Below are 20,632 nucleotides of genomic sequence, written 5' to 3' on the forward strand. Positions count from 1 at the left end.
CCCGGTAGTACCGGGGTATTTTTTTATTATTGAAGGCGCCTATGTTTTACTCTATTGCAAAAAAAGTAATGTTCACCTGTGATGCGGAGCGTGCTCATGATCTGGCTCTGGGTAGCCTGAAACGATTAGCTCATACGCCCGCCTCTTTGCTATGGCGACAACAGGTTGCGGCGAAACCGGTTACGGTAGCGGGTATTCGGTTTGAGAATCCAGTGGGATTAGCTGCAGGTTTGGATAAAAATGCCGACTGCATTGATGCGTTTGGTCAGATGGGTTTTGGCTTTATTGAAGTCGGTACGGTAACACCCAGGCCACAAGCGGGTAATGATAAGCCCCGGATCTTCCGTTTACCTCAGGCAGAAGCAATTATTAACCGAATGGGATTTAACAATAAAGGCGTTGATTATCTGGTTAATAATGTTAAAAATGCCAGTTATAAAGGTGTCCTTGGCATAAATATTGGTAAAAACAAAGACACCAGCAATGAGCGAGGTAAAGACGATTATGTCAGCTGTATGCGCAAGGTATATCCTCACGCCAGTTATATTACCATTAATATTTCATCGCCAAATACGCCGGGCTTACGTGATTTGCAGTTTGGCGACGCACTACTTGATCTGTTACAAACCCTTAAAAATGAACAGCTTGACCTGCAAGCCCATTATGACAAGTATGTACCGTTGTTTGTTAAAATTGCCCCTGATATGGACAATCTGGCAGTGAGCCAGATTGCAGAAACGCTGCTAAAAAGCAAAATGGATGGCGCCATTGCCACCAATACAACCCTGGACAGAACTCTGGTTAAAGGAATGACTCATGCTGAGGAAACCGGCGGTCTGAGTGGGTTACCTGTACAGCAAAAAAGCACAGTTATTATCGGCCAGTTGCGCCAGGCGGTGGGGCCTAAGCTGCCAATTATTGGGGTAGGGGGTATTCATGACATCGAGTCTGCTCAGGCAAAGCTCACAGCGGGTGCCAACCTGCTGCAGGTATATACCGGCTTTATTTATCGTGGGCCACCGTTGATAAAAACGATCATCGATGGCTTATAAAGATCAATCTGCGATCCGGTTTTAATATAAATAAATAATCTTTAACATACTGATCAGCATGCTATAGTGATGAAAAGCATAAGCTAATTCAATAACTTGATTGCAAAGGACTTGACCATGTTAACGCCGTCAGAGCGCTGGAGCTGGACATACTGCGAACAACGCGACCGCTTGTTACTCGATATCAGCGAGCAGGCACAGTTTTGCTCTAATTTGAGCTCGCAACAGTTAACAGTGAAACCGGTACAGCAGCGCTTTGCAGTAAATGAAGCAGAATTATTCTGGCATTATATAGAGAGTCTGGGATCGCTGGCATTAGGCCATGCGTCTGAATTGGAATTATGTTTACATGCGTTAAGTGCGCAATACTTACAATTGCAGGCGCACAAAAGCTGGTACTTTCCTGAACAAGTGACATCAACGGTACAGCATGGCGATGTCGTTAGTATTGTAGGCGCCGATGGCCGGATAGCCGCGCTGGTTATTGCTGAAGATCCAGACTGTGTAACCTGTTTGATGTTGAATGATGTTCAAACACTGGCGGGCAAAATTATTAAGCGCACAACGGTGCTACGCTTGCTGCGAAACCGGGTCAGTCCGTTTAATCAACCCACAATGTTAGCGCGTAGTGCCTGAAGCCTGCTGACAATGTTATCATTACCGTCTGTTATAGTTTTAAATTCAGGATCAGACGTTGACTGCCTCTTTGCCGACCTCATTTACCCCCTCTGAACCGAGCAGTAATACTGAGCTGCAACGTTTTTTTGCATTAACACAACAATTAATGGTTGAGCAGCAGCTGATCCGTCTGGTGTTGAGCAAGTATCAGGGATCCAGGTCAGAACTTCGACGGATTGAGATCAGTCCGGTAGAAATTAAATCCAAGATATTCTGGCGTTTTGTCTGGCAATACCAAACTAATCACCAAACTCAGAACTATGCTCTGGAAGACGCAGTGACGTTGCTACGTACGCTGCTGCCTGGTCAGTTTAAAGCAGCGCAATTACACGCGAGCGCCAGTGAAACCCAGTTGACGATAAGCAAAAAAGGTAAGGTATTGTTCAATAGTAGAAAAGTTAGCACGACGCCCGCTTTAGACATCAGCCACAACAGAGAAAAACAGCGGTATGTTGAACAAAGCAGGCCATTCCTGAAGGCACTTGGTGTAACCGATGCTCAGGGCGGGATAATTCCTGCGATGGCCAATAAGTGGAAGCAAATTAATAAATTTATCGAAATATTACACGCTGCAGTGAAAGAAAGTGGCCTTTTACACGCGAAACAGTTACATGTGGCCGATTTTGGCTCGGGTAAAGCCTATCTCACTTTTGCGATGCACGACTACTTTTGCCATACGCTGGGCTTACCAGCAAAAATTACCGGTGTAGAGCTGCGCCAGAATCTGGTTGACCTGTGTAATAGCACAGCGCAGAAACTTGAGCTGGCGGGTATCCATTTTGAGCAAGGTGACGTTAAACATTTTCAGGCCCGGGGGATCAATGTGATGGTGGCGCTGCATGCATGTGATGTCGCTACAGATTACGCGATTAATATGGGGGTTCGCACTGGCGCTGATATCATTATGTGCTCACCATGCTGCCATAAAGAAATCCGGCCGCAAATACGTTTGCCTGAGGTTATGGCTCCGATGCTAAGCCATGGCATCCATTTGGGGCAGGAAGCAGAAATGGTCACGGACAGTCTGCGGGCGTTGTTGTTGGAGGCTCATGGTTACCAGACAAAAGTATTTGAATTTATCTCGCTGGAGCATACCAGTAAAAACAAAATGATCCTGGCGACTAAGCGTAAAAAAGCACCGGATAACCGTGCCGTATTACAGCAAATTGCTGCAATAAAGCAATTTTACGGGATTGAGCAGCAGTGTCTTGAACAGCTGCTGCAAGGGGCGTCTCAGACCAAGAATTAACGTTAACGTTAATGCTTAGCCATAAGTTGCTCCACCAGTAACATCACTGCTTGCAGCTGCGGTGCTTGCTTACTGATATAGTCATCACCAGTATAACCCCACCAATCCCAGCAGCCATGTGGATTAAAGGCACTGGCTGCAGCCTGAGGATAAAGTATCACCAGATCGTTGCTGTCGGCATACTCATTTAAGCCTGTCTGGGTTAAATAAGCATCGTCCACTGCCGCTACATGCTGCTTACAACCATGAAAGCTGATATGCAAACGGCAAGGTTCGCCTGCTTCGCAGCGCTTAGGAACGTAAGCAAAGCCTGTCTTTGCCAGTAAACTGCCAGCCTGTGACTGGGTAAGCTGCCGAATGTTGCCGGTACTGCTATCCACCTTCGGCGCTATCGGCCCAAGCAAATGTTGTAACAGTTCACCCGCGGCATCATAGTTACAGCTTGCAATAAAAGGCGGCTCAGAAACATCGCAAGCGGTGCCTGTGTTGTTATCTGTTGGAAAATGATGCGCGAAAGGCTTATCAGCCACAAACTTCAGGTTTGCAGGTTTTACCCATTGCTGGTATTGACTGACCAGCGCTTTGCCTACTTCTGGTTTAACCGTTGTGTCAGCGTGGCCATGTAAGATCCAAACTTTATCGTCATGTAATTGGGCTAAATCTGGCAGTCGTTGTGCTTGAACCAGTTCATTTACATAAGTGTTGATGGAGTTCAGATCAGGGTTTGCATTTTCTTTACCCAGGCAATGAGTTAAAGCGGTAGCAAGACTATTTTGAGCACAATACAGCGGGCCACCGGCAATCAATGCCGCTCCTTTTACCTGAGTGGAAAACGCGACATGAAATTGTACTGCCATATATGCACCTGATGACAGACCGGAAACCGTTATTTCATCAGCAAGTTGCAATTTACTGTCAGTAACTGCGGCATAAACAGGCGCAATAGCCAGTGCTAGCGCCAGCAGCTTTGAATTTAGCTGTGTAGTTTTTAACAGGCAATGGCTCATCTCAGACATCCTTAAAAATAGGTTATTAGTGCCACCTTGACACAGCGACCACACCATTACTATAACGCTTTAGTACTGAGCAAAGCACTTTAGAAGGTACTTTAGAAGGTACTTTAGAAGGTACTTTAGAAAGTACTGTGCAAAGTAAAGTGTAAGGTACTGTGCAATATGCTAGGGTTTATTACCTGATTTCAACAGATTTTCAGCCCACTGTGGATTGCCATCGTTAGGTGCCGGGTCAATTCCCAATATACTGCACATTAAATTATATAATTGAACATTCGCGAAGGCTGGGATGGTCTGGCTTTTGGCGAAGGCCGGACCATGCCCGATGAAAATGGCCTGCATTTGTGGAACGATATTGTCGTAACCATGACTGCCGGTGACGGCTTCCCTCAACGGATCGTTTTGCTCGCGCTGATAACGTTTGTGTTGAAGCAAACGCCAGCCTGGCTCTGGAATAATCAGTAACGGTGCTACCCGTTTGCTTTGCTGATAGTGCCAGCGATCGGGTAATTCTTGTTTGCGATATACTTTGGCGGTATCGGGCAGGTTAGTGCTTAGTTGCTGATAAATAGCTTCTAACTCACCCACGTTAGGAAAAATCGAAACAATTTCCGGTGTCCACAACGTTAGCATGGCTTTGCTGGTATCAAATAAACGATCAACAATAATAACCTGATCAGCGGGTACTTCTGCCATGCCATGATCTGACACCAATATTAAGTTTACCTTGCCGTACAAATTTTGTTGTTCCAACCCGGCAATCAACTGGCCAATTGCTTCATCTACTTCAGTTACCGCGGCGCTGACTTCGGCAGAGTCAGGCCCATATTGATGCCCGGCATCATCAATGGTGCTCATATAAAGTGTAATAAAACGCGGACGGTCTGCTGGTGGTAATGCTAACCATTGCAATACGGATTGTACGCGCTCTGTATTGCTAATTTTGCCATCATACACTTGCCAGTAACGTGGACGTACCCCTTTAATTTCGGCTTCTGAGCCCGGATAAAAGTAGGTACCGGTTTTTATCCCTTGGAGCTCTGCCGTCACCCAGATAGGTTCGCCCAGCCACCAGCGGGCGGCTGTCACTTCTTCGGCATTATTCATTCTGAAAATGCTATCAAAATCAGCATCATAAATATTATTTTCGATAATACCGTGATTGCCGGGATAAAGTCCGGTGACAATGCTGTAGTGGTTTGGAAAAGTCTTTGTTGGAAACGCTGGCTGCATTGATTCTGCTACAACACCCTCAGCAATGAGCTGATCGATATTAGGCGCAGAGTATTTTCCAAGATATTGCTGGCTGTATCCATCCAGTGAAATAAGAATAATAGTCGGCTCACTGTCTTGCGTCAGTACTTTTTTTTGAATCAGAGAACAGCCATGTTGGCTGATCACAATGAGGCCAAGCACCGCGCGGAATAGCGACTTTTGCAGAGTTTTTATCAGCTTTTGCATGTCCATATTTATCTCACTACGTTGGTAATGCGCTACTGACAGAATAATGTGAGAGCGATGTACCCACTCATTTTAAAAACCCACGGGATACGCCAGATAGTCAATATAGCGGTTATGCTCGATGTTAAGCGGCAAAGCCCGCCATAACTTATCAGCAATCAAAGGATTTTGCTGATAAAACGGCTTACTTAACATCAGATACCCCACTGAATAATATACTGGTGGTTGCAGCACCTTAAGCGGCAGGGTGTCGATTTCCTGCCTATTAGCAGCTATACCATTAATTTCACAGGTAACAGTGGTCGCATCAACCCGCCCGGAGACAACCAGTTCCAACGCATTCTCCAGTGAATGTGCGCTAACCTGCACGGCATGAGGTGGTAACGGCAGCGGCTGATAACCCAGAGGCCTGGCAATGGTTAATACCGCATTTTCATTTTCCAGTTTGGCGGGCAAGGTGTTGTCAAACCGATATGTCAGACACAGCGCATTGCGGTTAATGGCTTTACTGGGATCGGGTTGGCCAAACTCATCTTGAGGATAGATGGTAAAGTGAGCGCGATCAGCATTATATGCGGCCACTAATGCATCTACTTTCCCGTCTGCCAGTTGCTGTAAACACCGAAGCCACGGCATTCTGACAAGTTCCACGCGAATACCGACCGCTACGGCAGCACGTTGCAGATGTTCGATGGTCGCGCCCGGATGCTCAGGTACTGTTACTGAATTGCCCGCGTAATAGGGCAATAATTGTTTATCTTCGTAACAGAAACGTAATGTCAGTTCTGACTGAGCTGCCCCTAACGGCACCGTGGCGGCCCCCGCAACATGTAATATGGCTACATGTAATAGCAGGATAATGACAATAATGTTTGTTCTGTTAAAGGGCAAAATTAAACCTTAGCAATATGCGCTGAATAACAGTGACTTTCAGGTCTGCAAAGTGAGACGTTTCACCGCAGTATAACGGCTATGAGGATAACGTGCAGCCTACTTCGGCATCGATACAGCTACGCGATGATAGACATTAATTAGAGATTACCGTTAAACTACGACGCACATTTGTGCACATGCGATAATATTAACAATAAATAAGTAGTGCCTTTATGACCCTTAAAACACCGCTATTTACTCTGGGGCCGGCCACGTTAGTTACCGCTGCTTTTATTGGTCCCGGCACGGTAATCAGTGCATCTCTCGCCGGCGCCAACTATGGTTACGCGTTGCTTTGGGCGTTGCTGTTTTCGATTTTTGCAACTCTGGTTTTACAGGAAATGGCGGCGCGCCTTGGTATTGTTACCGGCCAGGGGCTAGGTGAGAACTTACGGCTGATGTTTAACCGAACCTGGCTGAAATATCCAATGATATTGCTGATCCTTGCCGCGGTGGTTATAGGTAACAGCGCATACCAGGGGGGAAACATCAGTGGTGCCAGTATGGGCGCGGATGCATTATGGCAACATAGCTGGCTAATTAGCACGTTGCGGGAACGAGGCTTAGCCAACCCCTGGGCGTTACTGATCGGCGCTATTGCTATTGCGGTATTGTGGCAGCGTAATTATCTGCTGATTGAACGCTGCCTGATTAGTTTGGTTTTACTCATGAGCCTGGCATTCCTGGCAACGCTGTTATTGAGCAAACCCGATGTTCCTGCATTGCTACGCGGGTTATTTGTGCCAACTCTGCCAGCGGGGGCGGTATTATCGGTCATTGCGCTGGTTGGAACTACGGTTGTACCGTATTCACTTTTTTTACACGCGGCAGCCAGTGCCCGAAAGTGGCAGGGCTCTTCTCTTGATACAAAACAACAGTTAGCTCTTTCCAACGCGGACATTCGTACAGCAATTCCCCTTGGCGGCTTAATTTCAATTGCTATTTTATCGACAGCCGCCGCGGCGTTCTTCGGTCGGTCCCATCAGATTAACAATGCGGTTGATCTGGCACAATCACTTGAGCCACTGGCGGGTAACGCTGCGGTATGGTTAATGGCAGGCGGGTTACTTGCCGCGGGGATAAGCTCTGCTATTACAGCGCCGCTGGCTGCAGCCTATGCCTTAAATGGTTTAATTCCACTGAGTAAAAGCCAGTTTCGTGCTTGCTGGTTGCTTATTGTGTTAATTGGTGTTGGATTATCATCAATGGCAGTAAAGCCATTGGCGATAATCTGGTTTGCGCAGGTGGCAAACGGTATTTTATTACCCTTAATCAGCCTGGCCTTGTTGCTGGCCGTTAATTCCCCAATAATGGGGCAGTACAAAAATACCTTAAAGCAAAATACTATCGCTGTTTTGGTATGTTTGCTGACCTTGCTGTTAAGTGGCCGAAGTTTGTATTTAGCAATAGTAGTGTGATGGTTTATGTTGTCAATATTCTGCTATTTTCAGACGGTGAGTAAATGTGGTTAAAACTAATGTTTCATTTGTTCTGGCAAGCCATGTTGCAGAGGGTTAAGTGCTAAAACACTTTATTACCAATAACCATCAATTTAAACCATCCGATCCTGAATATCGGCGGGTTTATCTTATCAATGGCATGTTGCTCAGTATGGTGGTTATATTCACTTTTTTCTTTTTTGCTAATCTGGCTTTTTTCGCACTGTATAGCGTTGCGTTACTGGATTTTGTCGGTGCCGCTCTGTCGTCTGTGATCTTGCGACGTTTTCAAATATTAAATAATGTTCGGCAGGCGGCATTTCAGACAATATCGTTACTTGGCGTATTTTTACTCGTTTACCTGGGTTTCTCTGCTCCGGATTTCTATTCACTCTACTGGTTATGTATCTACCCACCATTAGTTTTTTTTCTGTTAGGGCGCAAAAAAGGCTTATTTGCGACCGTATTGTTTTTTGCCTTGCTGGCCTTGTTACTTAGTTGGCTTGAACCCTACTGGCCTGCAGAAAGCTTTCCGCTGGAAGCATTGCTAAATGTGGTATTTGCCACAGTATGTTTAGTGTTACTGGTGCATTATTACGAAGTTAGCCGGCACGAAGTGATGCAGGCCCTGGCTAATCAGCACCGGCAATTGCAACGGTTATCCGTTACCGACACGCTTACAGGGTTATACAACCGCGTAAAACTTGACGATATTTTGTCGCGTGAGATTGCGCGTTCGGTCCGTCATCAGAGCCCGTTTAGTGTCATACTTGCTGACTTAGATTTTTTCAAAGCGGTTAATGATAACTTTGGCCATATGGCCGGCGATCAGGCATTAATCTCATTCTCCGACATTTTGTTGCAACATTGCCGGGAACTTGATGTTGCAGGACGCTGGGGTGGTGAGGAGTTTTTAGTCATCTGTCCGCATACCGATATCACAGGTGCTAAATTACTGGCAGAGAGAATAAGATCCACAGTAGCAAAACATGATTTTGCGCATGGCAAACAATTAACGGTCAGTCTTGGTGTCGCCAGTTTCATGCGCGATGATGATGCTAATATTATTTTGAAACGAGCAGATGATGCGTTGTATCGCGCTAAAAGCAAAGGTAGAAACTGCGTTGAAATATAAAAATTTAATTATCTGACGCAGTATCGCGTTACCGAAATATTTAGCAGGATTTTACGTTTATGAATGTTCAGTTTACCCCGCATAACATAGCAATAATGGTGCTGGTTGGCCTGATCGTGTTATTACTTATAGCTGTTTCCGGGATGCAACGTCACCGTCGTGAACTGCAACTAGGCCTGGCCAAGAGTGACAACCATGGCGTACTGTGGCAGCAACAGTATCAGCAATTGCAGCAGCAGTATCATGAGTTACAACAACAATATCAGCAGCTGGCGATTGAACACGCCAGACTAGGCAGCACCTTGCAGCAGAAGCAACATCATTTTGATGAGCAATTACAACTGCTGCAGCAAAATAAGACCGTGTTAAAGCACGAGTTTGAATTGTTAGCGCAGAATATCCTGGAGAGAAAAAGCGAGATATTTAAAAACCAGAATCAGGAAAGTATGCGCCAGCTATTGACGCCGTTGCAGCAAGATATGCAAGGCTTTCGCGTAAAAGTTGAAATGTTGCATACTGAAGAAACCAAGCAACGTGCTGAACTGAAAACCGAATTAAAACAGTTGCAGGCGTTAAACCAGCAAATTACCACTGAAGCCAGTCAGCTTAGCAAAGCATTGCAGGGCGAGCGTAAAATTCAGGGAAACTGGGGCGAGCTTATGCTGGAAAACGTGCTGGATAACAGTGGCTTACGCGCAGGAACAGATTATCAGCGTGAAGCAAGCTTTAATACCGACAGTGGCCGGCAAAGACCTGATGTGGTTGTTTTCTTACCCCAGAATAAACATTTAATTATTGATGCCAAGACGTCGCTCTCGGCTTATACCCGTTATGTTAACGCGGAAGACGAAACAACCCGGTTGCTGGCGTTAAAAGCGCATATTAGCGCTATTAAAGATCGGATCAATGAATTGGCCGATAAAAATTATTACCAGATAGCAGGGTTAAACTCCCCTGAAGTGGTATTTATGTTTATTCCTATAGAATCGGCTTATGTGGCAGCGTTACAACATGATAGCCAATTGTTTCAACAGGCTTTAGATAGAAATATTCTGGTGACCACACCGACAACGCTTTTGACCAGTTTAAATATTGTGCGACAGCTATGGCGCTTTGAAGATCAAAATAAACACACCGCTGAACTGGCGAACCGGGCTGAGAAGTTTTATCAGAAACTAAAAACGTTCTTAGACAGTATGCAAGGTGTGGGTAAGCAGCTTGATAAAGCACGAGAGAGTTATGATAAAGCATTAGGGCAGCTGGTAACCGGTAAAGGTAACCTGATTAAACAGGCTGCAGAATTCAAAGAGTTAGGGGTAGCTGTTAAAACCGAGTTAGATCCTGAGCTGGTTGAGCGCGCAAAACTGGAGTTAGATAGCCGTATTGCATCAGATAGTTCGCGATCCCTGCCAGATTGATGCAGCCAGCTCTGACACGGGCACGTTACAACCCTGTTTTAGCCAGCGGGCAATGGCCTTTGCAGGCTGTGGCAGTGGGTAAGCTGTTGCTGGGGGCCGGGACAGCCAGTCCTGCAGCACATCTGGATTAAACGTATCGAATTGTAACGCTTTAGCCATTTTTACCAGAGTGTAACTATTGTATGCCTGTTCAGTCTGGCCCTGCAGTGGCTTAATCAACATTTTTTTTCCTGAGATTAACGCTTCACTGCATAAGCCAAAGCCGCTATTGCAGATAACGCCGCTACAGTGCTGTAAATCACCTGGAAAAGTGCTGCGGCTTAATGGCAACAGGGTCACATTTTGTTCAGAGCGCAGCTCAGTGATATTGCTATAAAGTTTGAAATGCCAGCTGGGGAAGTGTTTAAGCCAGTTCATGACAACAGAGGTGTCTTCAAACGGCAGGTAGACCAGAATAAACGGCCGTTGGCGTGTATCAGCAGGATAATATTGAGGTTTTATGCTGGTTTCAGGTAATAGTGGCGGCAGTAAATCCGGAAAGTCTGGTTGCCAGTGTACGCCCAGCATATGCTGGGCTGGGGCAAAGCACTGTATCGCTGTGTTTAACCAAAGTGCCGACTGCTTTTCGGCCAGGGGATAACGAAGGGCATATTGCCTTGCCAGTCCCACCGACAATACCCCCTGGCGTTTTGCTGCCCACGCGGTTACCGGCTCAAAATCGGTTAATACCAAATCATACCCCGATAAATCTAACTGCCTGACATCACGCCAAAATGTTATTGGTTTTAAATGTTTAAGAGTTGCTAAACGTTGAACCTTGCCGCGGGCAGTAGTAAAGGTAAAACCGTTGGCCCAGCGATAGTGACCAAACATCTCCATATCAAAAAGCTGGGCCTGCGGGCGGCCGCTAAACATGAAGTCAACCTTAATACCTTGTTGCAGCAGTTCTGGCAGCAAAGCCCGTGCCCGGGTAATATGGCCGTTGCCGGTCGCTTGCACACCATAAAGTATTTTCATTCTGGTCCGGTTTAGCTGTTAAGTGACTTAAACAACGCTTTGCAGCACCAGCAGGGCAATAACACTACCCAAAGCCGCCCCCGCCAGAATATCTGTAGGATAGTGAACACCCAATAGCACTCTGGATAACCCTATACCCGTGGCCAATGATAAATAATAGAAGGTATAGTCTGGGTAATAGGCGGCCAGCAGCCAAGCGAACATAAATGCGGCGGCCGTGTGGCCTGATGGAAAGCTAAAACGGTCAGAAGGGCGGATAGCGGGAGTCCAGCCATGTTGTACTGATCCTTTGGGACGCTCGCGCTGAATGGCGTTTTTCAACAGTAGGTACAAGGGCAGCTCAATAGCAAATGCAAATATGGCATGCTGGATAAACTGCTGTCCCCGGAGCAAATCAAACTGCCATAACAACATGGCAACGATAAGATACAAGTGGCCATCACCACAACGTGATAAGCCCAGGCTGAGCTTTTTAACGGACGGTAACTGGCCAATTAAATTAACCTGAAAAAACAGCCTGGTATCAAGTAATGTCAGCTTTTGCAGTGTATTCATCAGTATTATCTCTGGCGAAACCTGCGGCCATTAAATGCACTTAAGATGACATCTCCATGAAAACCAGATGAAACATTTATGACTAACCATAATCATTTCGCTGCCACGCCTGATTACGTACCACAAAAAGTCCGTTGCACCCGCTCTTGTTCAGAGGCAGGCTGACTGAATGCCGCAAAAGCCGGATCAGCGTCAAAAGGCGCTAACCAAGCCTGTTTTAACTGATTAAATAAACTGAGATCGCCATCTCTGGTCACTTGCTCTATGGCTTGCTGGACTAAATGATTGCGCGGTATCAGCTCTGGGTTAACGCGCTGCATAGCAGTTGCACGGTGCTTGCCAGTCTGTTTTTGCGCGGTGACGCGAGCTTGCCAGTCTGAAAACCAGTTTAACCAACTATTCTGATCATTAAATAACTCACCAGCCTTTTCCGGAGTATTCGCGCTAAGCTGTCGGAAAAACACTGTAAAATCGACCTTATCCTGCTGCATTAATGCCAGCACACTTTTAACCAGCTCTGCATCGTCGGGTGTGGCATGCTCAATACCGAGTTTTGCGGTCATTCGTTGTAAATAAGCCGCCTGATACTGTTGGCTGAACGCTTCTAACGCTGAACTGGCCAATGCTATTGCAGCTGGCTGGTCAGCAGCAAGTAGTGGCAACAAGGTTTCAGCAAAGCGGGTCAGGTTCCACAAGGCAACCGGAGGTTGATTGCTATAGGCATAGCGGCCCCGGCGGTCAATGGAGCTGAATACGGTTTTTTCGTCATAAGCTTCCATAAAAGCACAGGGACCGTAATCAATCGTTTCACCCGTGATGGTCATATTATCGGTATTCATTACGCCATGAATAAAGCCCAGACTCATCCAATGGGCGACGGTTGCTGCCTGCGCAGCAATAACAGCTTGCAGGAATTTAAGATACGGCTTTTGCTGGATTGTACATTGCGGGTAATGACGGGCAATTACGTAGTCGGTAAACTCGGTTAAACGAGCGGTGTCACCCAGTGCCGCGACATATTGGAAAGTACCAATCCGGATATGGCTTTTTGCCACCCGGGTAATAATAGCGCCGGGCAATGCTTCCTCCCGATAGACCGTCTCACCAGTGCTAACCGCTGCTAAAGCACGGGTAGTGGGAACGCCCAATGCATGCATGGCTTCACTGACCAAATATTCGCGGATCACCGGGCCAATAGGCGATCGGCCATCGCCGCCTCTTGAAAACGGGGTAGGGCCGGCGCCTTTTAGCTGAATATCATAAAGTTGGCCATCAGTAGCCTTTACATCAGCTAACAGGATGGCACGTCCATCGCCAAGACGTGGCACATAGTTGGCAAACTGATGACCTGCGTAGGCTTGTGCAATCGGCTGGCACCACTGTGGTAAATTATTGCCGGCAAACAAAGCCAACCCCAATTCACTGGCGTGATATTGCTCAGGTAGCGCAAGTTCATTCGCTAAAGGTTGATTAAATGCCAGCCACTCTGGTGCCGCAACTGGCGTAGGGCTGCAGGGTAGCGAGAACGTGCTGCCCAGTGCGGCCAGGCTATGTTGAGGATTAAATTCTGACATGATTGCTTCTTCTGTTGGGCCATAACTTAGTTTACTTGGCGTAGTGTACTTGTCATAGCGGTCAACGACCAGTATTGCGCTACCCGATACTCTGCATTGAATAATGACGTGTCAGACACATTGCTCTATAGTGATCAGAGAATTATTATCATATAGCAAAGCAGTGTTAATTTGCTTCGGAGATCTTTTTGCGTATTTTCTTATTGATCGTACTCATGTTGTCATTCTCGGTAAATGGGGCTACGCAATTAACCATCTGGCATATGTCTAAGGAGTTGGATACTGATTATAAAGCGATTGCTGCTCGCTATTCAGCCATCAATGATGATGTTAATGTCACGGTGCATTTTTTCCCGAATGAAGAGTTAAAGTCATCAGCATTGCGAGCATTCAATCAGCATTCGTCGCCAGATATTATTATTTTTTCGTCCGATAATGTTGGCTATGCTGATGTAATGCGCTTGTCGGTATTGCCTGCTGATATGATAGCGCCAACGATGCCAGCGGCGGTTAAAGACGCATTGCAGTATCGCAACAAACACTTCAGCGTCCCCCTTTTTGCCGGCAATCATTTACTGATGTTCTACAACAAAGCCTTAGTCGATAAACCTGCCAGCGACTGGCACCAACTAATGGCACAACACCCAACGTTAAAAGCAAAGGGCGTTAAAACATTGGCACTGAATTATCAGGAGCCCTACTGGTTTGCCTTGTTTGCAAGTTTATTTGGTGCAACTCTGGTTGATTCGAACAGCGACAATGCCACATTAAATACCCCGGCAATGCAGCAGGCATTAATCTTTTATCAGCAATTAGCAACAACGGGTGTTGTAAATGGGCAATGTAATTACCGCTGCGTGTCAGAGGACTTTTTTAATGGTGATTATGCCTATGCTGTAAATGGTACCTGGGCGCTGGCTGAAGCAAAAGAGCGTTTAGGAACCAATTTGGGGATAACGTTATTTCCTCAGTTAGATGGCCGGCACATTGCGCCTTTGGCATCTTATATTGTTATGGTGTTTCCAAACAACGCGCTGAGTTCAGAAAAGAGTAACCATATCAAACATTTAGTAGATTTTTTTCGTCAGCCTGAACATTTAGCACCGATAGCACAGAGACATTATCTGATACCGTATTATCAAAGCTATACTGCGATTAATACTGATCAACCTTCCGATATACAAGTAGATGCAAAAATTAATGAACAGAGACGCTTTACGCAACTTATGCCGGCTTCAGCCGCGATGGTGTCGGTTTGGAATGGCATGCAAAAGGGTATGATGTTGTATCAGAATAATACGCTTGATGCAGCAGCAGCGGCGGAACTCATGCAACGGGTGTCAACCCGTGATCAGCGGCTACTTAAGACGGATGTGCAATGAAAAAAAAATGGTCATTGAAAAACCTGCTGATTACTCAGTTTGTTCTATGTGCGATGATCCCGGCGTTACTGTTAAGCAGCTTGTTGATTTCCGAGTTTCGGACCATACAAACAGCAGAACAAATAATAAAGCAGCGTGCCCAGACTGAAAAAGCGCTGTTGCAAGTTGAATTTGAACTGGAAAAGCTTGCGTTACAGTTGCAGCAGTTAACTGCAGACTCCCATGCTGCGTTAGCGGCCAGCTCGGGCATTTTCGCACCAAATGCCCGCAACAGCTTGCTGCAGATTGCTGATCAGCATCCGCTGGCTAAAGCTGTGTTATTAGTGGATACCACTTCCTGGGCCGTTGAAGCGGTACCAATCGACGCGATGTTGTTGTCGTTAGCGCCTATCGAATCGCAATTAGCAGCATTATTTGAACAGGATTACACCGCAACAAAAAGTACTTATCTGGTCTCTTCGGCAGAGTTGACCAAATCGCTGCTAAAGGCAACGACTGACAAAAGGCCGCTTAATCCCGAGCTTAATCCTGAAATAATTCCGGACGTAATTGTTATGCAGCTGCCCCTTAAATTGTCTGATGGCACGGCAAATGACCCACGGAGTAGGTTAACTGGCGCAATTGTCGCGTTTTTGCCCGTGCACAGCATTAAGGCACTTATAGAGCAATATACTGCGGATGCAACATTGCAAAACATATATTGGCAAGACCAGGCGCTTTTAACGACTCTGTCAGCGGATGAGGATAGGGTACTGACCTCAGCAACGCTTGCTGTTCCTGGCTTGGCAACGACGTTAACCATTGATTTTGCAACCAGTAAAACAACAGTACTTAGTGCTATTACTGCCATGACTTACAGGTATACGCTAATTACATTTGTGTTTCTGACAGTGGTGCTTCTTATAGGCTGGTTTTTTGTCAGATTAGAGGTGAAACCCATTACCTCGTTAAATGCATTGGTCAGACGCTATGCCCAGGGCGATTTACAGCAGGGGCAACAGTATTTTCCGTTTTCCGAATTTGAGCAAATAGCTGCCGTATTGCATACCATGGCAGTTAAGTTGCGAGAGCATCAGGAACTACTTGAGGGGAGAGTGGAACAGCGAACCATAGAATTGCAGCAGGCAGTAACCGAGTTAAATAACACCAATGCTGAATTGGTTAAAATGCAGCAGCAATTGGTTGAAGCAGCAAAGCTGTCACAAATTGGTATTTTAGTCGCTGGCGTGGCGCGTGAAATTACCGCTCCCATAACAAAAAGCCTGGAGGCAACTAACGCCCTTCAACAGGAAAACCTGCACATTAATCAGGCGATGCAAAACAATGTACTCAAACGTTCGGTATTAGAAAACTATATACAAGAATCGAAAATGAATATTATTCAGCTTAACCAGCATTTACGGCGGGCTGATGAACTTATTCAAAGTTTTAAAGCGGTTGCGGTAGATCAGTCCGTTGAGCAGCGGCGCAATTTTATTTTGTATGAGTACCTGCAACAAGTGATGTTGAGTTTGCGATATGAGCTGGGGCAATACCAGGTAAAAATTGACATTAAAGGCGACCAGATCCTGGTCGTGCAGAGTTATCCGGGCAGTTTTAGCCATATTTTAACCAATCTGGTGTTAAATTCGTTGCAGCACGGGTTTTCCAGTGACCAGCCGCAATCAATCAGTATCGACTTCAGCGTGCTAGCCGACGGCCAATTACAAATTATTTACCGGGACGATGGCGCGGGCATGCCGGAGCCCGTATTAAACCGGATTTTCGAGCCGTTTTTCAGCATGGCCGGGCAACAAGGCGGCAGCGGGTTAGGATTGAGCATCGTTTATAACCTCGTTACCCAACGGCTCAAAGGCAGCATAGTGTGCGAAAGTCAGCCGGGCCACGGCGCTACTTTTATTATTACGTTGCCGATAAGAATTGTGGTTAAACACAGAAAAAATGTAGACGCCTGAATTAAAGTATAGGGTCGCTGCAATCTGACAAATTCATCCAGCCAATGCCGGTGTTACTTTAAACAGGCTTTCCAGTAGCTGCGCCATTGCTCAACCTGTTCAGTGCTTTCCAGTTTTTCATGTTGAATGCTCAGGCTGGTTTTATCTGATGCTTTCTGGCTGATATTAACATTGACCCGTGAGCCATCGGCCAGATTACAGCGCCAGTAGCGCCATGTTTCGGTTTGGCTTACGGTGGGGTTGCCGCTGATTGCTACGCCAGAAAATTCATCAACATTTGCAACTAGCTGCTGCCAAAAAGCGAGCGCATCATCAAGTGATCCTGCCAGAGTTTTACTGACTGACACACTAAAGCGGCCGCTACAATCCTGACCGGGCACACGCCTGCCAATGGCCTGCTCATATTGCACCGTTAACATTTGTGCCCACCAGTGGCTGATTTTATGTGCCGCCAGCAAGGCACTCACAATATCTTTGTGCGCCAACGCGCCGGCGTTAATTTCATTTAACCAATTAAGCCAAAAGCTCCATGGGTGGCCTGTACCAGTTACAACTGCCTCGACAGAAAGTGTGGGTTGCATTTCGAAAGTCCATAATAACGGATGATTTAGAATGTGTTGGCAGATACGCGATGTCAAGTGTGCGAAGGCGCTACCGCTGCATCATTTCGTCCCAGTAGGGTGTTTCGCCAAAATAATCGGCAAAGTAATTTTAGGTTATTGAATTTTAGGCGCAAAAAAATCTGACTTTAAAGTCGGCTTAGATGTTGGTTGCGGGAGCCGGATTTAGACCTTCGCCCCGCGGTTATAAAGAGGAGCCCGAGGGGTTATAACAGGCACAAAAAAACCTACAAAAAGTAGGCTTAGATGTTGGTTGCGGGAGCCGGATTTGTGACCTTCGCCCCGCGGTTATAAAGAGGAGCCCGAGGGGTTATAACAGACACAAAAAAACCTACAAAGAGTAGGCTTAGATGTTGGTTGCGGGAGCCGGATTTGAACCGACGACCTTCGGGTTATGAGCCCGACGAGCTACCAGGCTGCTCCATCCCGCGTCCGAGTTATTACAACTGAGCAGTGGTTGTAATAGTTTGTTATGCAATGATGGCTTTTTGGTTGCGGGAGCCGGATTTGAACCGACGACCTTCGGGTTATGAGCCCGACGAGCTACCAGGCTGCTCCATCCCGCGTCCGTCATTGCGGGGCGCATCTTAGTGTTTTTATTCGGGCTATGCAAGATGTTAATAGTGTTATTTTATGTTATTCAGCTTAAGTGCTCGTTTAAGCAGCACCTTGCGGATTTAAGCAACGATATAACGCACTATTACAATTCTTCAAACGTGTTTAAAGCACATTCTGTTATACTGTCGGCCATTTTATTTGAAGGTTGGGTGTTATGCTGGAATTCTGGGCTTTAACGTCAAAAGGCGTCGAAGAGCTGTTAGCGGATGAAATTCGTCATCATCAGGGCGACGTGATTAAAGTATCTATGGGTGTGGTGCGCTTTAAAGCAGAGTTAAGCAGTGCTTATCAACTGTGTTTATGGTCGCGTCTGGCCACGCGTATCATGCGCCTTATTCAGTCAGAACCCGTAACCGAAGCATCAGATTTATACCAGATTGCCCGCAAAATTGACTGGCCACAGTTAATGACCATCCGCCAGACGTTGGCAGTAGATTGTGTGGGTAAGCACGCCACCATCGACAACAGCCAGTTTGGTGGCATGCGCTTAAAAGATGCCATTGTTGATCAGTTTCGCGAAGAGACCGGCCAAAGGCCAGATGTCGATCGCTTAAGTCCCGACATGCGCTTTCAGGTTCGCTTAGAAAAAAACTATTTTCATTTCCTGCAGGACTTCTCCGGCCCATCGCTGCATCAACGCGGTTATCGCAGTGGTCAGGGCGAAGCGCCGTTAAAGGAACATTTAGCTGCCGCCTTATTAAAACGTTCTGGCTGGACAGCCGGGCAGCCATTATTTGATCCGTTTTGTGGTAGCGGTACCATAATAATTGAAGCGGCATTAATTGCTCTGAATAAAGCGCCGGGGCTTAACCGCGAACGCTTTGCGTTTGAAGGCTGGCCAGGGCATCGGGGCAGTGTCTGGCAGCAGTTAAAAGCGGAGGCAAAAGCCAAAGAAGTACAGTTGCCATCACAAACACTTTGTTATGGCAGTGATACCGACGAGCGAGCGTTAGCCAAGGCACGACAAAACATTGCCCGCGCTGGCGTAGCTGAGTATGTCAAAATCGATTATGCCGATGCCACAGAGCTTAAGGGCAGTGTGGCAGAAACAGCTGGTGTTATTGTCACTAATCCGCCTTACGGTGAACGGCTGGGAGACTTACCCAGTTTAATTCCGCTATACAGTAAATTTGCTTTGGCGTTAAAGCAGCATTATCAGGGCTGGCGCTTAGCTATTATTACTTCTAATGCTGACTTGCTGCGTTCACTACGCTTATCTAAAAGTAAAACCTATAAATTTACCAATGGCCCGCTCGACTGTGAGTTCACTTTGTTTGAGCTGACCGAAAAACAAGTTGCGGTAAGTTCTGATGCGCCATCGCTATTTTTTAACGAGAGTAGCTCATTTGGCAATCGGCTGGCTAAAAACCTGAAGCAACTGCAAAAGTGGGCAAAACGGGAAGGCATTAGCTGTTATCGTGTGTACGATGCCGATATTCCGGAATATAACGTAGCCGTGGATTGGTACGATGGCGAAGTAGTGGTGCATGAGTATGCTGCACCGGCAACGGTTGACGAGCAAATTGCCCAGAAGCGCTTGTTTGATGTGGTGAACCAGGTACCTCAGGTGCTTGGTATCACTTCAGATAAAATGATTTTAAAAGTCCGGGAAAAACAAAAAGGCGCTAATCAGTATCAGGCCATGGCCAAAGCCGGCCAGTACAAGGAAGTGACTGAGTACGGTGCTAAGTTTTTAGTTAACCTGCGTGACTACCTGGATACCGGTTTGTTTTTAGACCACCGTCTAACCCGGCGGTTAATTCAGCAGCAAGCAAAAGAAAAAACCGTACTTAATTTATTTGCTTACACCGGCTCAGCATCGGTTCACGCCGCCATCGGCGGGGCCAAAGCAGTAACCACTGTTGATATGTCAAATACCTATTTAGATTGGGCGAAGCGCAACTTTACTCAAAATGGTTTAATGCTTAGTGGCCCGCAGGCTAAACAGTATCAGTTTGAACAAGCGGATTGTCTGCAATGGTTAGCACGCTGTCGCAACCAATTTGATTTAATTTTTGTAGACCCGCCAACTTTTTCCAATTCAAAGCGAATGGAAGATAACTGGGACGTGCAACGGGATCATGTCAGTTTGCTGAATATGCTGGTGGGGCGCTTAAACCCGGGCGGCAAAGTCATTTTCTCTAACAACAAACGCCGTTTTAAAATTGATAAGGTGGCGTTGGAAGAGGCGGGTTGGCAGGTTAAAGATATTTCTGCAGCGACTTTGCCAGAAGACTTTAAACGTAACCCCAATATTCATGTCTGTTTTGAGTTAACACGCTAATGACGCAATACACCTTATATAGCACCTGGGGGTGTCATCTGTGTGAGCAGGCCGAAGCGCTGCTGACAGACGCGGGTGTGAACTTTCAAGTGGTTGACATTATTGACGATGAAAAATTGCTGCAGCAATTTAGGGTACATATTCCGGTGCTGGCGGCAGGTAATGAATTGTTATACTGGCCGTTTGATGCGGACAGTATGGCCAGCTGGTTAAAAAATGTTTAGTCATAGCATGTATAGAGTGAAGGAT

General features: G+C 46.4%; 17 protein-coding genes and 2 tRNA genes. 10 read left to right on the plus strand and 9 right to left on the minus strand.

What is annotated here, in order from left to right; all coding sequences use genetic code 11:
- Positions 1-41 precede the first annotated feature (41 nt).
- The 3 genes from pyrD (at position 42) to B2X65_RS00810 (ending at position 2,979) form a co-directional block, all read left to right on the plus strand.
- Complete coding sequence (gene pyrD, locus B2X65_RS00800; protein ID WP_290609901.1) at positions 42-1,052, plus strand: quinone-dependent dihydroorotate dehydrogenase; 1,011 nt, start codon at positions 42-44, stop codon at positions 1,050-1,052.
- Positions 1,053-1,169: 117 nt separating this feature from the next.
- Complete coding sequence (locus tag B2X65_RS00805; protein ID WP_290609903.1) at positions 1,170-1,688, plus strand: cell division protein ZapC domain-containing protein; 519 nt, start codon at positions 1,170-1,172, stop codon at positions 1,686-1,688.
- 58 nt (positions 1,689-1,746) lie between these two features.
- The gene (locus B2X65_RS00810; protein ID WP_290609905.1) at positions 1,747-2,979 is read left to right on the plus strand and encodes a class I SAM-dependent methyltransferase; all 1,233 of its coding nucleotides are present in this window, start codon (positions 1,747-1,749) and stop codon (positions 2,977-2,979) included.
- An 8-nt stretch (positions 2,980-2,987) separates the two neighbouring features.
- On the opposite strand, the gene B2X65_RS00815 is transcribed toward B2X65_RS00810, so the two are convergent.
- The 3 genes from B2X65_RS00815 to B2X65_RS00825 all read right to left on the minus strand — a co-directional run bounded on the left by B2X65_RS00815 (position 2,988) and on the right by B2X65_RS00825 (position 6,344).
- Positions 2,988-3,986: a PHB depolymerase family esterase gene (locus B2X65_RS00815; protein ID WP_290609906.1), complete on the minus strand. Its 999-nt coding sequence runs from the start codon at positions 3,984-3,986 to the stop codon at positions 2,988-2,990.
- Positions 3,987-4,157: 171 nt separating this feature from the next.
- Entirely contained in the window at positions 4,158-5,459 is a 1,302-nt protein-coding gene (locus B2X65_RS00820; RefSeq protein ID WP_290609907.1) for an ectonucleotide pyrophosphatase/phosphodiesterase, read from the minus strand.
- 66 nt (positions 5,460-5,525) lie between these two features.
- Positions 5,526-6,344: an amino acid ABC transporter gene (locus tag B2X65_RS00825; RefSeq protein WP_290609908.1), complete on the minus strand. Its 819-nt coding sequence runs from the start codon at positions 6,342-6,344 to the stop codon at positions 5,526-5,528.
- A gap of 215 nt (positions 6,345-6,559) precedes the next feature.
- Here B2X65_RS00825 and B2X65_RS00830 point away from each other — a divergent pair, with 215 nt between their 5' ends.
- From B2X65_RS00830 to B2X65_RS00840, 3 genes are all read left to right on the plus strand, one after another.
- On the plus strand, positions 6,560-7,804 hold the full coding sequence (locus B2X65_RS00830; RefSeq protein ID WP_290609909.1) for an Nramp family divalent metal transporter: 1,245 nt from the start codon (positions 6,560-6,562) through the stop codon (positions 7,802-7,804).
- A gap of 100 nt (positions 7,805-7,904) precedes the next feature.
- Positions 7,905-8,960 (plus strand): GGDEF domain-containing protein, encoded by a 1,056-nt coding sequence (locus B2X65_RS00835; protein ID WP_290609910.1) that lies wholly within the window; start codon positions 7,905-7,907, stop codon positions 8,958-8,960.
- Between the two features lie 59 nt (positions 8,961-9,019).
- A complete protein-coding gene (locus B2X65_RS00840) occupies positions 9,020-10,378 on the plus strand; it encodes a DNA recombination protein RmuC (RefSeq protein WP_290609911.1) in 1,359 nt (452 codons plus the stop codon).
- Here B2X65_RS00840 and B2X65_RS00845 read toward each other — a convergent pair.
- The 3 genes from B2X65_RS00845 to B2X65_RS00855 form a co-directional block, all read right to left on the minus strand.
- Positions 10,349-11,395 carry a glycosyltransferase family protein gene (locus tag B2X65_RS00845; protein ID WP_290609912.1) on the minus strand — a complete coding sequence of 349 codons (1,047 nt, stop codon included), beginning with the start codon at positions 11,393-11,395 and terminating at the stop codon, positions 10,349-10,351. The two genes, B2X65_RS00840 and B2X65_RS00845, sit on opposite strands and share 30 nt — an antisense overlap.
- 27 nt (positions 11,396-11,422) lie before the next feature.
- Positions 11,423-11,950 (minus strand): phosphatase PAP2 family protein, encoded by a 528-nt coding sequence (locus B2X65_RS00850; protein ID WP_290609913.1) that lies wholly within the window; start codon positions 11,948-11,950, stop codon positions 11,423-11,425.
- A gap of 113 nt (positions 11,951-12,063) precedes the next feature.
- On the minus strand, positions 12,064-13,524 hold the full coding sequence (locus B2X65_RS00855) for a protein adenylyltransferase SelO (protein ID WP_290609915.1): 1,461 nt from the start codon (positions 13,522-13,524) through the stop codon (positions 12,064-12,066).
- A gap of 188 nt (positions 13,525-13,712) precedes the next feature.
- Between B2X65_RS00855 and B2X65_RS00860 the strand changes: the two genes are divergently transcribed.
- On the plus strand, positions 13,713-14,906 hold the full coding sequence (locus B2X65_RS00860; RefSeq protein ID WP_290609916.1) for a sugar ABC transporter substrate-binding protein: 1,194 nt from the start codon (positions 13,713-13,715) through the stop codon (positions 14,904-14,906).
- Positions 14,903-16,861 carry a sensor histidine kinase gene (locus tag B2X65_RS00865; protein WP_290609918.1) on the plus strand — a complete coding sequence of 653 codons (1,959 nt, stop codon included), beginning with the start codon at positions 14,903-14,905 and terminating at the stop codon, positions 16,859-16,861. The genes B2X65_RS00860 and B2X65_RS00865 overlap by 4 nt, the downstream gene beginning before the upstream one ends.
- A gap of 53 nt (positions 16,862-16,914) precedes the next feature.
- Here B2X65_RS00865 and B2X65_RS00870 read toward each other — a convergent pair whose 3' ends face one another.
- From B2X65_RS00870 to B2X65_RS00880, 3 genes are all read right to left on the minus strand, one after another.
- On the minus strand, positions 16,915-17,442 hold the full coding sequence (locus tag B2X65_RS00870; protein WP_290609920.1) for a hypothetical protein: 528 nt from the start codon (positions 17,440-17,442) through the stop codon (positions 16,915-16,917).
- A 393-nt stretch (positions 17,443-17,835) separates the two neighbouring features.
- A tRNA-Met gene (locus B2X65_RS00875) sits at positions 17,836-17,912 on the minus strand.
- Between the two features lie 58 nt (positions 17,913-17,970).
- Positions 17,971-18,047, minus strand: a tRNA-Met gene (locus B2X65_RS00880).
- A gap of 206 nt (positions 18,048-18,253) precedes the next feature.
- Here B2X65_RS00880 and rlmKL point away from each other — a divergent pair.
- Both rlmKL and B2X65_RS00890 read left to right on the plus strand, forming a co-directional pair.
- Positions 18,254-20,383 (plus strand): bifunctional 23S rRNA (guanine(2069)-N(7))-methyltransferase RlmK/23S rRNA (guanine(2445)-N(2))-methyltransferase RlmL, encoded by a 2,130-nt coding sequence (rlmKL, locus tag B2X65_RS00885; protein ID WP_290609922.1) that lies wholly within the window; start codon positions 18,254-18,256, stop codon positions 20,381-20,383.
- Positions 20,383-20,607: a glutaredoxin family protein gene (locus tag B2X65_RS00890; protein ID WP_290609924.1), complete on the plus strand. Its 225-nt coding sequence runs from the start codon at positions 20,383-20,385 to the stop codon at positions 20,605-20,607. The genes rlmKL and B2X65_RS00890 overlap by 1 nt, the downstream gene beginning before the upstream one ends.
- Positions 20,608-20,632 lie beyond the last annotated feature (25 nt).

Origin of the sequence: Arsukibacterium sp. UBA3155, from assembly GCA_002364615.1 — a bacterium.
GTDB lineage: Bacteria > Pseudomonadota > Gammaproteobacteria > Enterobacterales > Alteromonadaceae > Alishewanella.

Excerpts from the sequence above, each read along its gene's own strand:
- pyrD (WP_290609901.1), top strand. The coding sequence starts at position 42 with ATGTTTTACTCTATTGCAAAAAAAGTAATGTTCACCTGTGATGCGGAG.
- B2X65_RS00805 (WP_290609903.1), top strand. The coding sequence starts at position 1,170 with ATGTTAACGCCGTCAGAGCGCTGGAGCTGGACATACTGCGAACAACGC.
- B2X65_RS00815 (WP_290609906.1), bottom strand. The coding sequence starts at position 3,986 with ATGAGCCATTGCCTGTTAAAAACTACACAGCTAAATTCAAAGCTGCTG.
- B2X65_RS00820 (WP_290609907.1), bottom strand. The coding sequence starts at position 5,459 with ATGGACATGCAAAAGCTGATAAAAACTCTGCAAAAGTCGCTATTCCGC.
- B2X65_RS00830 (WP_290609909.1), top strand. The coding sequence starts at position 6,560 with ATGACCCTTAAAACACCGCTATTTACTCTGGGGCCGGCCACGTTAGTT.
- B2X65_RS00840 (WP_290609911.1), top strand. The coding sequence starts at position 9,020 with ATGAATGTTCAGTTTACCCCGCATAACATAGCAATAATGGTGCTGGTT.
- B2X65_RS00845 (WP_290609912.1), bottom strand. The coding sequence starts at position 11,395 with ATGAAAATACTTTATGGTGTGCAAGCGACCGGCAACGGCCATATTACC.
- B2X65_RS00850 (WP_290609913.1), bottom strand. The coding sequence starts at position 11,950 with ATGAATACACTGCAAAAGCTGACATTACTTGATACCAGGCTGTTTTTT.
- B2X65_RS00855 (WP_290609915.1), bottom strand. The coding sequence starts at position 13,524 with ATGTCAGAATTTAATCCTCAACATAGCCTGGCCGCACTGGGCAGCACG.
- B2X65_RS00865 (WP_290609918.1), top strand. The coding sequence starts at position 14,903 with ATGAAAAAAAAATGGTCATTGAAAAACCTGCTGATTACTCAGTTTGTT.
- B2X65_RS00870 (WP_290609920.1), bottom strand. The coding sequence starts at position 17,442 with ATGCAACCCACACTTTCTGTCGAGGCAGTTGTAACTGGTACAGGCCAC.
- rlmKL (WP_290609922.1), top strand. The coding sequence starts at position 18,254 with ATGCTGGAATTCTGGGCTTTAACGTCAAAAGGCGTCGAAGAGCTGTTA.
- B2X65_RS00890 (WP_290609924.1), top strand. The coding sequence starts at position 20,383 with ATGACGCAATACACCTTATATAGCACCTGGGGGTGTCATCTGTGTGAG.